At 40.7% G+C, this 14,645-nt stretch carries 15 protein-coding genes; 8 read left to right on the top strand and 7 right to left on the bottom strand.

Going from position 1 to position 14,645, the window contains the following annotated elements; translation table 11 throughout:
- Positions 1-24: 24 nt before the first annotated feature.
- Both V7K53_RS02065 and V7K53_RS02060 read left to right on the top strand, forming a co-directional pair.
- The gene (locus V7K53_RS02065; protein ID WP_335196010.1) at positions 25-204 is read left to right on the top strand and encodes a hypothetical protein; all 180 of its coding nucleotides are present in this window, start codon (positions 25-27) and stop codon (positions 202-204) included.
- Positions 201-944, top strand: coding sequence for a DUF561 domain-containing protein (locus V7K53_RS02060; protein WP_335196009.1), 744 nt, complete (start codon positions 201-203; stop codon positions 942-944). The genes V7K53_RS02065 and V7K53_RS02060 overlap by 4 nt, the downstream gene beginning before the upstream one ends.
- A 93-nt stretch (positions 945-1,037) precedes the next feature.
- Here V7K53_RS02060 and V7K53_RS02055 read toward each other — a convergent pair whose 3' ends face one another.
- Positions 1,038-2,186 carry a DegT/DnrJ/EryC1/StrS family aminotransferase gene (locus V7K53_RS02055; RefSeq protein ID WP_335186193.1) on the bottom strand — a complete coding sequence of 383 codons (1,149 nt, stop codon included), beginning with the start codon at positions 2,184-2,186 and terminating at the stop codon, positions 1,038-1,040.
- 327 nt (positions 2,187-2,513) lie between these two features.
- On the opposite strand from V7K53_RS02055, the gene V7K53_RS02050 reads away from it, so the two are divergent.
- Entirely contained in the window at positions 2,514-3,290 is a 777-nt protein-coding gene (locus V7K53_RS02050; RefSeq protein WP_335196008.1) for an ABC transporter permease, read from the top strand.
- 453 nt (positions 3,291-3,743) lie between these two features.
- Entirely contained in the window at positions 3,744-3,962 is a 219-nt protein-coding gene (locus tag V7K53_RS02045; protein WP_099099105.1) for a hypothetical protein, read from the top strand.
- Positions 3,963-4,487: 525 nt separating this feature from the next.
- Here the strand turns inward: V7K53_RS02045 and ftsH3 are convergent.
- The 4 genes from ftsH3 to V7K53_RS02025 all read right to left on the bottom strand — a co-directional run bounded on the left by ftsH3 (position 4,488) and on the right by V7K53_RS02025 (position 8,540).
- Complete coding sequence (gene ftsH3, locus V7K53_RS02040; RefSeq protein WP_335196007.1) at positions 4,488-6,329, bottom strand: ATP-dependent zinc metalloprotease FtsH3; 1,842 nt, start codon at positions 6,327-6,329, stop codon at positions 4,488-4,490.
- Positions 6,330-6,442: 113 nt separating this feature from the next.
- Positions 6,443-7,237 (bottom strand): aminotransferase class IV, encoded by a 795-nt coding sequence (locus tag V7K53_RS02035; protein WP_335196006.1) that lies wholly within the window; start codon positions 7,235-7,237, stop codon positions 6,443-6,445.
- Positions 7,238-7,254: 17 nt separating this feature from the next.
- Positions 7,255-7,674: a GNAT family N-acetyltransferase gene (locus V7K53_RS02030; protein ID WP_335196005.1), complete on the bottom strand. Its 420-nt coding sequence runs from the start codon at positions 7,672-7,674 to the stop codon at positions 7,255-7,257.
- 80 nt (positions 7,675-7,754) lie between these two features.
- Complete coding sequence (locus V7K53_RS02025) at positions 7,755-8,540, bottom strand: hypothetical protein (RefSeq protein ID WP_335196004.1); 786 nt, start codon at positions 8,538-8,540, stop codon at positions 7,755-7,757.
- Positions 8,541-9,052: 512 nt separating this feature from the next.
- Here V7K53_RS02025 and V7K53_RS02020 point away from each other — a divergent pair.
- The 3 genes from V7K53_RS02020 (at position 9,053) to V7K53_RS02010 (ending at position 11,440) form a co-directional block, all read left to right on the top strand.
- Positions 9,053-9,562 (top strand): hypothetical protein, encoded by a 510-nt coding sequence (locus tag V7K53_RS02020; protein WP_335196003.1) that lies wholly within the window; start codon positions 9,053-9,055, stop codon positions 9,560-9,562.
- A gap of 103 nt (positions 9,563-9,665) precedes the next feature.
- Positions 9,666-10,496 (top strand): hypothetical protein, encoded by an 831-nt coding sequence (locus tag V7K53_RS02015; RefSeq protein ID WP_335196002.1) that lies wholly within the window; start codon positions 9,666-9,668, stop codon positions 10,494-10,496.
- Positions 10,493-11,440, top strand: coding sequence for a hypothetical protein (locus V7K53_RS02010; RefSeq protein ID WP_335196001.1), 948 nt, complete (start codon positions 10,493-10,495; stop codon positions 11,438-11,440). Before V7K53_RS02015 ends, V7K53_RS02010 begins: the two co-directional genes overlap by 4 nt.
- A 112-nt stretch (positions 11,441-11,552) precedes the next feature.
- Here the strand turns inward: V7K53_RS02010 and V7K53_RS02005 are convergent, their stop codons facing one another.
- Positions 11,553-12,773 (bottom strand): acetate kinase, encoded by a 1,221-nt coding sequence (locus tag V7K53_RS02005; RefSeq protein WP_335196000.1) that lies wholly within the window; start codon positions 12,771-12,773, stop codon positions 11,553-11,555.
- 140 nt (positions 12,774-12,913) lie between these two features.
- Complete coding sequence (locus V7K53_RS02000) at positions 12,914-13,408, bottom strand: hypothetical protein (RefSeq protein WP_335195999.1); 495 nt, start codon at positions 13,406-13,408, stop codon at positions 12,914-12,916.
- A gap of 234 nt (positions 13,409-13,642) precedes the next feature.
- On the opposite strand from V7K53_RS02000, the gene V7K53_RS01995 reads away from it, so the two are divergent.
- Positions 13,643-14,521 carry a M48 family metallopeptidase gene (locus tag V7K53_RS01995; RefSeq protein WP_335196140.1) on the top strand — a complete coding sequence of 293 codons (879 nt, stop codon included), beginning with the start codon at positions 13,643-13,645 and terminating at the stop codon, positions 14,519-14,521.
- Positions 14,522-14,645 lie beyond the last annotated feature (124 nt).

Raw genomic sequence — 14,645 nt, 5'->3', positions numbered from 1 at the left:
AAAAGATCCTACAGACGTAGATGGATGAAATCAGAAGTTGATGCGATCGCTTTCAGTGCAGATGGCAAAACTTTGATTAGTGGTAAGGATAAAATTATCAAAAAATTATCAATATTTGGCAACTACCATAGTGATTTAGTCCCCGATCAACTGAGGGACGGTAGAATATACCTAATTTTCGTAGCTGCAAAAGCCAAACTATGACGATGCATTCCACACTCCAACGTGCATTTACTAACCGCCGCGTTCTCAAAGTGATTAGCGGCTTGAATAACTTCGATGCAGCTAGCGTCGCTGCTACAGTCAAAGCTGCTGAATTAGGTGGTGCTACTTTTGTTGATATTGCTGCCGATCCAGCTTTAGTCCAGCTAGCTAAAAGTTTGACAAATTTACCTATTTGCGTATCAGCAGTAGAGCCAGAGAAATTTGTGCAAGCTGTCACAGCTGGTGCTGATTTAATTGAAATCGGTAATTTCGATTCCTTCTATGCTCAAGGACGCCGTTTTGAAGCTCTAGAAGTGCTAGCGCTGACTAAGCAAACCCGCGCTCTCCTTCCAGAAATTACTCTATCTGTCACCGTTCCCCACATCCTGGAACTAGATCGACAGGTACAGCTAGCAGAAGAACTAGTGAAAGCTGGAGCGGACATTATCCAAACCGAAGGCGGTACTAGCAGTAACCCAGTTCACCCCGGAACTTTAGGATTAATTGAAAAAGCTGCTCCCACCTTGGCAGCAGCTTTTGAGATTTCCCGTGTAGTTTCAGTGCCAGTATTGTGTGCTTCCGGCATTTCTAACGTTACCGCACCATTAGCGATCGCGGCTGGTGCTGCTGGTGTTGGTGTTGGTTCCGCCATCAACCAACTCAATAGCGAAGTGGCAATGATTGCCGCTGTGCGTGGTTTAGTTGAAGCCTTAGCAACTGCAAATGTAGTAATGAGTTAAGAGTGATGAGTTAGGAGTGATGAGTGATGAGTTATAAGTTGAAGAAACTTATTTATTCAAAACTTTTAACTTCTAACTCCTAACTTCTAATTCCTAACTCATAACTTCTTTCAACGCATAAATCACCTGATCTTGCTGTTGTTGTGTCAGTTCTGGGAACATAGGCAAGGATATAACCTCATGGCAAGCTTGCTCTGCTATTGGTAAGTCCCCAATTTCATAGCCCAGACTTTGATAAACTGGCTGCAAATGTAAAGGGTGGGGGTAGTAAATCATTGAACTCACACCCTGTTCTTGCAATTGACTACGCACCCAATCTCGGTATTTGGCGCTAGAACCATTGCGCCCTTCACCGGATATGCGAATAGTGTATTGATTCCATACCCCAATACCCCCAGGTAATTCTTGGGGCGGAACAATCCCCGGAACTTGACTAAGGGACTGATAGTAATAGTTGGCAATATCTCGGCGGCGATCGTTCCAAATATCTAAATAACGTAGCTTAATCTGCAAAATGGCTGCTTGGAGAGCATCCAAGCGGCTATTTACACCGATTTCCTCGTGTAAATATCGAATTTTACTACCATGATCTCTTAATATTCGCAGTTTAGTAGCGATCGCAGGGTCATTAGTGGTTATTGCTCCGCCATCGCCGCAACCACCAAGATTTTTGGTAGGGTAGAAACTAAAGCAACCAATATGTCCAATACTTCCGACTTTTTCACCCGCCCAAATCGCGCCTGTAGACTGAGCGCAATCTTCAATTATTGACAAATTGTGAGACTGAGCGATCGCCATCAATGATGTCATATCCACGGGTTGTCCAAAGAGGTGAACCGGGATAATCGCTTTAGTTCTGGGTGTAATCGCCGCTACGACTTGCTCTACATCGAGATTAAACGTAGTCGCGTCAATATCAACGAAAACAGGCTTTGCACCGACGGCGCTAATTACTTCAGATGTCGCAATAAAGGTAAAAGGCGTTGTAATCACTTCATCGCCTGCACCAATGTCCAAAACTCGTAACGCTAAGTAGAGCGCATCAGTACCAGAATTACAAGCCACACATTCAGTAACGGTATTATAAGCGGCAAATTGTTGTTCAAAGCCTTCGACTAAAGGGCCGCCAATATAGCGGCCAGAAGCTAAAACCTCTAAGACGGCTGCACTTACTTCTGCTTCGATGGTGGTGTATTGCTGCTTGATATCAAAGACAGGGATGGGATTTACACTTTGGATCATGAGTTCTCATTTTATCGGGAGATACAAAGGATGCACTTCGACAGTCAATTTTTGCTGATTGAATTATTAATCAAAGAGGAGCTACTAAAAGACTATCGCCCAAGATACGCATCTATTAGGGTTTTTACTTAAATTGTGGTGCGGCAAATCACCGCACATTTAATTTACAGATAGTAGGCATACTAGGTGTTTGCCATGTTAAGGTCGTACCATTTGGAATTTTGAATTGATGAAAGTGATATATATCAACCAAGATCCAACACATCGGATCAAAGTTCCTTTTGTGTAGACTGCTTGGAGAAGAAAACATTAGGAAATAGAGAACCCATGCAGGATCTAATCAAGCTGGATTTCGTGGATTTAGCTATAGCTGTGGGATTGATGGCGATCGCCATTGGTTTATCTGCCTGGGAAAAATTAGGATTAGAGTTGAACCTAGCCCTTGCTACTGGGAGAACCATCTTACAACTTCTTGTATTGGGATACATTTTAGATTTCATCTTGGCTTTAGACAATGCTTGGGCAGTTTTGGCGCTATTAGCAATAATGCTGACAATTACGGCGATTGTCGCACGAAATCGCATCAGCCAAAAAATTCCTCATCTGTTGCCTTTGGTGTGGGGTGCAATTTTAATTAGTACCGCCGTGACAGTGTTTTACATCAACTTATTGATCGTTCAACCAGAGAGATGGTACGAACCACAGTATATAATTCCCCTAGCAGGGATAGTCTTAGGTAATGCTACTAATGCAGCTGCGATCGCAGGCGATCGCCTTGTCAGCACCATTAATTCCAGCCATCTCGAAATAGAAACCCATTTAAGCTTAGGTGCAACTCCAGAGCAAGCAGTTAGCCAGTATCGCAAAGACGCCATCAAAGCCGGATTGATTCCTACTCTCAATCAAATGATACTCATAGGTATGGTCGCAATACCAGGAATTACCACCGGACAGTTATTAGCTGGTGTCAAACCTCTAGATGCTGTCTCCTACGAAATTTTGATTATGTTTATGGTTGCTTTTGCTAACTTGTTGACAACAGTTTTAGTTACGAAGGGGTTGTGTCGTCAATTTTTTAATTCCGCCGCGCAGTTGGTGAGATGAAGAGTACTGACTAGGGTGAAGGGATTAATCTACTCCAAAATAAGTATTTCATTTCCTTGTAGGGGCGCATAGCTAGCTGTGCTACCCTACAAAGTCTCTACACATTGAAGTATAAAGATATTTTGGAAACGCATCTATCCTATGGAGTATTTTATACAAACCATAAATAAATCTTTATATGGTTATTTAAGAATCATGTGATTTGAGTATTCAAACCTGACGCTGTAAAGCTGAGAACTCAACCTATTGCCGTCTATCGGAGGTAACACAACCAAAAGGGGAATGTCATCATTATGAGATGTACCTTTGAGTAGGGATGTCAAGTAGGTGAAATATTTATTAATATTATTAATAGATAGTAAATGTAAATTCAACGTCAGGAATCCGAAAAAATTCCTAATGGCAGGTATTGAGCATCAATCACCAGATTGTTCACCAACGGAACAGAAGATTATGAAAGACCAAAAACCATCAGACTCTAAGCAATTCGTCGGAAATCTCAAGAATGGGATTTGGCTGTTTGGGCTGTCATCCTGGGTATTTGGCATTACCGATCGCAGTATTGCTTCATTTGCAGATGGCTATCTATCTGCTTTGGATTTGACGCAACTATTCACAGCAGCTACATTCTTTGTGGCGTGGCTATTTTTGAAACCGACATCCAGAGTGTAAGTTAATCAACTGATTAGTATCCAGTCACTCTTGACGTTACTCCGATCGAGATTTAGAAAGTTATCTATTTGATGCCATAAGGGGTGTGCGATAGAATGCATAAATTATTTTGCAGCGATCGCAATCAAGGTAATTCGTAAAATCTCCGAGTTACCCTGATTTCGAGTTCTTACGGGAGAGAATCAGTATATATACCAAGTTCGCGCAACCACTGGGTCAGAATTTGGGCAAGTTCTGTCGGCGTTAGTAATTTGATTTTGGTGTATCTAAAAAAAATTTTCTAATTTTCCGGAATTGATTATGCTCACGTGGTAGTCTTTATCATCAGATTAGCGATTTATACTGAAACTCTATAACGAACCTTCGGGGAATATAACCCCATTACGGATTAAAAGCCCGGTCTTCATGGCCGGGCTTTTGCCAATAAATTAAAAAAATTGGGGTAATTCTGGGATTTTCCAGAGTTACCCCAATTTCAAAAGTTACGAGCTAAAAATTGTTTTTCACTCATCACTTCTGATTCAATTAGGCAAACGCTGCGGTTGTCACATCGTTATTCGATAGAATTTCTTGCAACTCTTCAGCATCTACTGTTTCTTTATCAACCAGCATTTGCGCTATCTCATCTAGAATGTGGCGGTTACGCACCAACACTTCTTTAGCGCGTGTGTAGGCTACATCTACAAGTTTGCGGACTTCTTCATCAATGGCGGCGGCGGTTTCTTCAGAAAAATCACGCTCTGACATGATATCGCGTCCCAGGAACATGTTACCTTGTTGACGACCAAGGGCAACAGGGCCTAAGCGATCGCTCATCCCAAATCGGGTAATCATCTGACGCGCAACACGGGCTACTTGTTGTAAGTCATTAGAAGCACCAGTGGTAACTTCTTCTTCACCAAAGATTAATTCTTCAGCAATCCGACCACCTAAAGCTACGGCCATCTGATTTTCTAGATAAGCGCGGCTGTACAAACCTGTGTCCATCCGATCTTCGCTGGGGGTAAACCAAGTTAAACCACCTGCGCGACCGCGAGGAATGATGCTAATCTTTTGTACTGGGTCATAGTCTGGCATTAAAGCACCAACTAAAGCGTGACCAGCTTCGTGATAAGCAACCAAGGTTTTGCGCTTTTCGCTCATTACTCGGTCTTTCTTCTCTGGCCCAGCTAATACGCGATCGATCGCGTCGTTGATTTCATCCATCGAAATTTCAGTCAAATTCCGGCGTGCTGCCAGAATTGCGGCTTCATTCAACAGGTTGGATAAATCTGCGCCAGTAAATCCAGGGGTACGACGGGCAATTTTATCCAAGTCCACATCTTTCGCCAAGGTCTTACCACGGGCGTGTACCTTGAGGATTTCGCTGCGTCCGGCGTAGTCGGGACGGTCTACCACAACTTGACGGTCAAAGCGACCAGGACGCAACAAGGCTGCATCTAGGACATCGGGACGGTTGGTAGCAGCAATAATGATGATGCCAGTGTTGCCTTCAAAGCCATCCATTTCTGTGAGCAACTGGTTGAGGGTTTGTTCCCGCTCATCGTTACCACCACCTAAACCTGCACCCCGTTGACGACCTACAGCGTCAATTTCATCGATGAAGACGATACAAGGAGCATTGGTTTTAGCTTGTTCAAACAAATCGCGGACGCGGGATGCACCCACACCGACGAACATTTCCACAAATTCCGAACCAGAGATTGAGAAGAAGGGTACACCTGCTTCACCAGCTACAGCACGAGCTAGGAGGGTTTTACCTGTACCAGGAGGCCCAACTAACAACACACCTTTAGGAATTTTTGCACCAACAGCGGTAAAGCGATCGGCGTTTTTCAGAAAGTCTACGACTTCGTTTAATTCCAACTTGGCTTGGTCAATACCAGCGACATCGCCAAATGTCACCTGAGTTTGTGGTTCCATTTGCACTCTGGCTTTAGATTTGCCAAAGTTCATCGCTTGGCTACCTGGGCCACTTTGAGCGCGACGTAGTAAGAAGAATAAGCCAACCAAAAGCAATACAGGGAAAAATAAGCTGCTCAATGCCTTAAACCAAAATCCTTCGTCGGTTTGGGGCAAAACAGAAATATCAACGCCTTTAGAAGTCAGAGTATTAATCAAGTCTGGATCGTTGACTAAGGTAACAACCCGTTTAGCTGGGTCATATTTGGGTGTAACCAGTGCTGTGGAGCGGTCTGCACTCAAACTGACTTTTTCTACTCTGCCTTGCTGAACTTCTTGAATAAAGCGACTGTATCGCCATGTCTCTCTGCTTTGGGGTTGTTTGTCAAAAAATGCTGTTCCCAGCGCAATTACGACAATAAACAGCAGCGCGTACAGCCCTGCATTTCTCCATCTTTTATTCACTAAGGTCTATCCTCCGGTATTTTTCGCGCAATCGCCTAGCTTCTCTGCTCGGAAAGGTGATTATTAAGAATTATGTTAACTTATCTTAAGATATAACAAATTTGGCGTGGCTGTCATGCTAAAAAAAGCTCCCTTATTAGCTGAAAACTTTGATGGTAGGGATTACATTGTAGCGACCCTGAAGGCAGATGAACTGTATGAATGGGAATAATTTCTACCATACTATTAGTGTAGGCGATCGCTTCAAATCTCTGGACTAACTCGGCACTCCAAGTTTCTTCTCGCACTGACTGCTGGTGGTTTTGCAACCAGTTTACTAGTTGCGATCGCACAATTCCCGGTAAAATTCCGGCCTTTATTGGTGGCGTGTACCAACTGCGATCGCACCATCCCCAAAGATTGCCTGTACTGGTTTCTAGCCAATTTCCCTGAGCATCGACTAATATTGCTTCTTGAGCATCTGAGCTAGTTTTTGCCAACCAAGCACTCAAATAGTTTCCAGTTTTATGAGAGGGGAGAGAGCGAGAAAATTCAGGACTCGCAACTGCACACGAAATACCAATTTTTTGTTTTTCTGTCAAATTTTGTGGTAATAATCTACCAGTTATCCATTCTCGTCCATCGGGAAAGAGGGTAATTCTGAGAACGGGGAAGTGTGGGAGAAGAATTTGAGCGCCTTGACGCAGACGCTTCCAATCGGGTTGCTGCCAGCCAAAAGTTTGTAGTGAGAAGAGTAAGCGATCGCAGTGTGCTTGCCAATTAGTTAAATTACTGTCTAGGGAATTCTCATAAACCCGCAATGTTGTAAAAACAGTTGCCCCATAAAGTAAACCCGGATCGTTAATGTTTAATTCTAGGGTTTGAGAGTGAATTAATTTGCCGTTATACCAAAAAATACTATTTGTCACAACCAAATTGCTTGTAGCTACAACTCCATTGAAAAGTGATGACTTGTAATATTCATACGCTGCATGAGATAAAACCTGTGAGCTGCAAATCGCTGAACCCCAGAATCTAGACTCAGGTGCTTACACTCATGATTTCTGGCATATTCAATTAGCCACTGAAATAATTGTTGACCATAGCTGTGTGACCGTTTTAACTCATCAACAACTAAATCATCAATGTATAAAAACTTTCCCAATGCTAAACAATTAGAAATACGAAATCCAGCCACTGCTACAGCTTGCTTTTCTACCTCCAAGAATGCAAGTTGATACCCTTCTTTCATTTGATATCGAACTTGTTCGACAAAATTATCCTGCTCAAGGTGCGGGCGCAAATGAGAAATAACAGGAAAACACCCTAATATTTGAAAGTCAGATTCTGCCAATTGTATTGACATCAGTATTACCTTACTCAATCATGTATGAGAAACTTGAAACTAATTGAGTGAATATAATCCTCGATTACACTTGCAATAATTTAATCTTTAGGGGGAAATATAATTTTATTAGTCCCTTCAGTAGTTGTAACTATTTTTCCTCCCAAAGCTTCGATTTCTCTAATTGCGCGTTTCTGAGTTCTCTCATCAGCATGATTATTTAAAACCATTGACCATGTAGAAATTTGAGCATATTTACTATTAGGATTTCGACTCAGAAATTCCGCAGTTCTTTGGGAAGTATTAGCTATAAGCTGACTCTCTGGATCTGAAAATTTACTAGCCCAGTTTGCCGCCATTGCAAAAGATTGTTGGGCAGCTTGAGCGTTGCCTAAAAATAATAACTCATCAACTCCCTTAAAACGCCATATATAATAGGACTTTTCGGGAACTGAGGGAGATAGTGATTTTAAGCCTTTCTCTGATATTGCGATCGCACGTTCTGGCATACCAGCATATAATGAAGTACTGATCGAAAGACTGCGATATGCTGCTAAAAATCGCGGATCGCGTTCTAGAATAACTTCAAAATATTCTGGACTTAAACTGTAGCCTATTTTATCCCGAATTTCATCATCTCCAAAGTATTGGAGAAAATTAAGATATACTAAATCTGCAATAAAGTTATCATAACCAAAACTAGGCGTTTTTTCGAGAAAATTCAGACGAATATTTTCAGCTTTTAGTTCTTTTTTTAAAGTTTCTAAAGAGGTAGATTGTTTTCTATTTATTAGTTTTTGCAATTGGGGGAGTTGAATCAAGCCAACTCCTAAAATACACATAATAATTACAAAAGGTGTAGCAAAAGCTTGACGAGATAACAACATATTTTCCTTGGCTTTATTAGCATAGTCATATCATTGTATACATAGTGGTATAAGAAAAGTCAGCCCTATTTGTGAGTCTATGCTTTACTAGGTAAGATAAAAAAGTTGACTCTAATAAACGACTTAATTATTTAGTGCTTGTTTATACTTGTTATACTAAAGCATACTTAGTATTTTTTATTAATGTCTAATTTATAGCGACTGGAACGAAACACCCAAAAGCTAATTAAATAATTCTTTCAGAATCACGCCACTTAGGACAACGGGGAAAAAGCTATCACAGTGCTGGATTCACTGGAATGCAGTACCTCAAAAATCTAAAATGGTATTATTCTTTTTCTAAGATAAATTTGGCTCTTGGAAATCATAACTTTTTTTTAGTAAAAATTTCTTAAAATATTAAGTTGTTTTGACTTTAGTTACTTTTTTGTAGTAAAAGCCTTCCAAAATTTGACATAACATAAAATTGAATTTGGTTTATATTTAAATCTGTCTGTAACCTATAAAATTTTATGGTGAATAATACTCTTAACGAAAACACAAACATTCATGGTCAAGCCATCGAAAACATGGAAAACAATAGTCAATTTAGCAAACCAAGTAGTGAATTTAAAAGAAAAGTTAAGAAGCTGAATAGTCAGGGAGAAGGATTCAATATTGATGAGATTATTGATGCTATTCAAACAGCAATAGTGGAAGTTGTAGAGCTAGAAATTACTACTTGGGTTCCAGACTCATCTACTCAGTTAGAACAACCACAAGGGCAGCAAATTGCTCAAACAGGTAATCGAATGCACACCATAATAAATCTAATTGATGGTGATATAACTAATGAAGTTGGTAGTCAATTTATTGGTAGTGGGCCATATATAGAACTTCGCGAATTTCATCTAACTCAAATCAAAGAAAGTCGGGAGATTATGCAAAAAAATATAGAAAGTTTGCAGAAGTTGTATGGATTTTTTATAGAAATTATGAAATCTCGTAAAACTTCGCAACAATCGCTATCCCGTCCCCAATAGTTAATATTTATTAATTGATATTAACCCAAAAATACCTACAGGATATGAGCTTCTTCAAACCTGTAGGTTAATTTGCTTTAGAGAAATCAAGGAAATTATGACTATGCCTAATAAAATTCAAGAACAAGCCAAAGATTTGCTAGAAAAAGTAGTCTCATCTGTACATGGGTTAGTTGATGATATTACAGCTTTAGAAGTCAATACAATGGTTGTGGATCAAATTACTGGCGCAAAGTTTAATGCTTGGCAAGCGTATGAAGAGATTTATTCAATAAATGACAAAGACTACTTTGATGTCAAAGGAATTCCAAATCCAGACGATTTACCAGAACCAGAAAAAACTCAAGCTCAAGAGCTGCGTAAGCGTTATACAAGTCTATTTTCACAACTTGAAAGAGAATATTTTTACATTCTTCTTGAACAAAGTAATGAGACTAGCGAGCCAGACTCCAGAATAATCCAATATCAGGAGCGTCTTAAATATCAGGTGGAACATAAAGCGAATATTCTTCCAACCGACGAGATATACATAAAGTTAGCTCAACCAATATTACCGGCTCCAACTCCTGTTGCAGATCGAGAAGAAAATAATCTAAAAAGTTTGCAGCACAGGTGGAAAGAGATTGAAGAACTTTTGAATAATGACAAATTTATTCGTACACTGCGGAAAATGTCTGAGCTTAAAGCTGCACTTAATAGTGGTAATATTACCAGCGTAGATATCGATCTTATTTATGCTCAAACTGTTATGCAGTTAGATGGAGATATTATTAGTCGTTATCATAAAAAGCTATTTCAATTACCTGAAGGGGATAGAGATTTAATCCTCAAAATACATAATGAAGGGGTAGTTGCTGGAGAGAAACAGTGGCGTGGAACACTAAATTTTCTGATTGGTATTATACAAAATATCGCAAAATTATCCCGACAATGAAAGCTGATAAAACACATACAGATCGTGAAGCTGATGTTCAACTATCTTTCTTTGTGCAAATACCTCAAGGCACTCCTATTGAGCTTCAAATTAAGGTTGAGTCAGGACAGTATACTTTTTATCTAAATAAAACCGTTTTAAAACAAATTGAGGAAGCGCGAGAAATAGGCTGCTCTTTATACATTCCGCCAAAATTACTAGCTTATATATGGTACTACAACTGTTTTAGCGATCGGATTTGCTTTAATAAGAACACTACGCCATACAATAAATTAGTAATTACTAAAAAAAACTTTCCAATATTTGACAATACTTTTATAGTAAGTTTTATCAAATTATTCTGGAGTAAATCATTACAAAAAAAGTCAACGTTACAGTATGGAATTACTTTTAATTCTTATTATAGAGAAGATACATCAGATTTATATCTATGGAAAGAACAAGATATTGTTTTACAAAGTAATGTTTTATTTTATGGTGACATAATTCACAAAATCAAGAGTGATTTTATCAAAAATCCTGAGTGCTTAAATATTGTTTATTTGCATTATTGGCTTATTGAACAAATACTAAGCTGTCTTCGGACTAAATTAAATTTATTCTCTTGGGAACTAGCTTCGTTATTCCCTGCTACTTTTTTTGTATGGAGATTAAACTTAGCATTTTCATTATCAATACTTGCTGGGTTAATAACACCTTTTGTATTTGCTACTATTCGCTATTGGCTGGTTAATCAGCTTCCAAGATGGACTTATATTAGTTCTCAATATCGAAATTGGCTTGCATGGGGACTAACTTGTGTCACTTCTAGTATTTTTATTTTTACTCCCACAGATTTATTATTTTTGCTATTATTGTCAATAATTGGACCATTATTACAATGGTTTTTTAGTTTTATAGTAGGGCAAATTGGGAAAGGCTTTATGCGTTGGTTATTAGCTTGAAAATCGGGTATGAGGCATTGGAAAAAATGTTTTTTAGTGAAAGACTATTTTCAGAAAAAGATTAGTTTAGCTTAAGTATTCAAACAATGTTACCCAAATTAAATCAGACTTTCTAATTGTGTTTTAGCAACTGCCAACACTGCTCGGCGATCGCCCAATCTTCTTGAGTATGAATAACTAATACCCGCACTGCTGAATCGGGTGTAGCAATATCTTCATCCACAGGCTGCTGTTGATTTTTCTCAAGGTCTATTTTCAGTCCGATAAATCCCAAGGCTTCACAGGCGGCTTGGCGAATTTGTGGAGAGTGTTCGCCCACACCTGCTGTGAATACTAGAGCATCTAATCCGCCCAAACTAGTAAGCATTGCGCCGATCGCAGAACGCAAGCGATGCACGTAGATATCCCATGCCAGTTGAGCGCGGGAATTATCTTGAGACATCGCTTCTCTCACTTCACGCATATCGCTAGATACACCCGAAATTCCCTTTAACCCAGAAGCTTTATTTAATAACTCATCCAACTTTTCTACAGAGTAATTGCAGTGCCGCAACAGGTAAATCAGAATCCCCGGATCGACTGAACCAGAACGACTACCCATCATTAATCCGTCTAGGGGCGTGAATCCCATAGTAGTATCAATACTGCGGCCGTTTTTAATCGCCGCTAAAGAGCAACCATTGCCCAAATGGCAGATAATTAACCGCTCAGATGCGACATCTCGACCGAGAATTTGGACAGCACGTTGAGAACAGTATTGGTGACTAATACCATGAAACCCGTAGCGACGAATACCTTGCTCTACCCACTGATATGGGCCGGGATAGATTGCTGCTGCATCAGGTAAAGTACTATGAAATCCGGTATCAAAGGCTGCTACTTGGGTGACATCTCCTAAGATTTGTTCAATTGCTTCTATGCCTTCCAAACCTACTGGATTATGTGCTGGAGCAAGGTTAGACAGATTTGCGATCGCCTTTTTGACATCCTCGGTAGTTACCACGCTATCTCGATAATCTTCTCCACCATGTACTATCCGATGCCCCACCACATCGATTTCTGACAAGCGATCGATTACTTTGGTTGCACCATGACTAAGTGTATTGAGCATATAGGTAAGGTGCGCCTGTGGAGAATCACCAGAGATTGATTTTTGCAGCGTTCCACCCGTAGCAGTTTTCACCTCAATTTCTGCCACACTCCGATCTTGAGTCCAATTGATTTTCCCTTCCCAAAGAGGTTGGGGTGCTTGACTGGGAAGAGTTTCATCTGCAATTTCATACAGGCAACTCTTTTGGCTGCTCGATCCGGCATTTAGCACCAATATTTTCATAGTGACAACGACAACATAAAAACACGATTTCCTTTGATCGTGCCACTAATTCTAGCTTCATGCTTAGTACAGTTTTGCGTAAAAGCGTAGCGTTTTTAATGCAGGGGAACGCATTAACAAAACAAGGAGAAGTGGTTTGCTCAGTTATCATTTCGTAGGTTGATTGGGCGGATGTCGCGGATCTTGAGGGTTCTTTTGCCTGCGTTATCGTCGTCATCAATTGTTATCAGGTATTTCACGACCGTATGGTTTGCATTTCCACCAGTCACGGTGACAACAAATGCTGAGTAACTGTTAGTGTTTGTGCCACAACCACTTCGGTCATGGAAGGTTTGATTCCATTCACCAATATGGACACCCTCGCCTCGTGGCTCATCACCACTTTGTTTAATTTCATTCAGGAGAGCTACTTTCAGTTGAAATAGCTTTGATTTTTTATCAGCAAGCATAAGTTTAAGAAACTTATCGCGATTAAACTGGTCAAGGTTGCTGCCGTTGCTGCATTTATCTTCGTAGTTGGCCTCAGCTGAATTCGGACTGGTCATCACTAGTGCTGGGATCTTGGGAGACTGAGCAGCGTGCCCAGAAGTTGTCGCTAGTGCGAGAATACATAAAGTAAAAAAACCAAAGCGCATTTAATTTTCCAAGCGTGAATTAGTGTGTCCAATCAAGATTAACTGCAACAAACACTAAAGCACAGGGTTTGCTCGGTAGGCGTATGCAGCAAAGGGGTGAAATGAGCAGTGATACCGAAAGTTACGAGTATGCAAGAAAGAAAACCCCCAACTGAAATCGTTATACTAACTGTGGGAGGCTGTTTATCTATCCAGCCAGATTCCATAGTTGTGTTTTTTATAGCTTGTTGCACTATGTCCTTCTTCAAAACCCCGCTGATTGGTTTAAAAGCTGACTCATTTCGTCATCCATTAGACCTGGAAGCTACCAGAGCGCTCAAGCAGATACCAGGCATAGATATGTTGGTGCGAAATTGGCTCGGGCCAATGGCAGAGCAGGTTTTCTATGTAGAAAATATTGCCTCTAGCATTCTGGTGGGTGAAAAGCAACTACCCGATTTATACAAGCTGTTGTTAGATGCCTGTAAAATCCTGGATATTGATCCTCCCCAGTTGTACGTCCGGCAACATCCGGCTCCCAACGCCTATACTTTTGCTGTGCGGGGTAAGCAGCCTTTTGTTGTGCTACACACTTCGCTGATTGATATTCTCACACCAGAGGAAATACAGGCAGTAATCGCCCACGAGTTGGGGCATCTCAAGTGTGACCATAGCGTTTACTTGACACCTGTAAATTTATTAATATTAGCTGCGGCAATTGTGCCCAATGTCGGTACTATAGTTGCCCAAGCCATACAGGCGCAACTTTTGGAATGGGTACGTTGTGCTGAGTTTACCTGCGATCGCGCCGCATTACTAGCAACCCAAGACCCGAAAGTGGTCATGTCCGTGTTGATGAAGTTGGCTGGTGGTTCTCCCACCTTAGCGCCTCAACTGAATCTCGATGCCTTTGTTGCCCAAGCTCGCGCTTACGATGATATTAGCAAGACAGAACTGGGTGAAATGGTCAAAGCTGCTCGTACAGCCCAATTAACCCATCCAGTGCCAGTACTGCGGGCGCGAGAAATTGACCGTTGGGCAAGCAGCACCGAATATCAAACTCTGTTGCACAGTCACGGACTGAAGTCTACTAATAATGAAGTTGCACCCAAAGGTGGATGGCGCAATTGGTAGAGCTACTATTTACAACTGTTTTTTCGCTATATAGAACCCATTTGACATCTTTTACTGTGTTGAAGTAAAGTGAGCGCAAAAGTTGTATAAAGTAGTAATGCCATACTCTAGCAGCCTCACAGAC

Origin of the sequence: Nostoc sp., from assembly GCF_036917355.1 — a bacterium.
In the GTDB taxonomy this organism is placed as follows: domain Bacteria; phylum Cyanobacteriota; class Cyanobacteriia; order Cyanobacteriales; family Nostocaceae; genus Nostoc.
The sequence above is the reverse complement of the archived record's forward strand: the minus strand, read 5'-3'. Positions and strand labels throughout refer to the sequence as shown.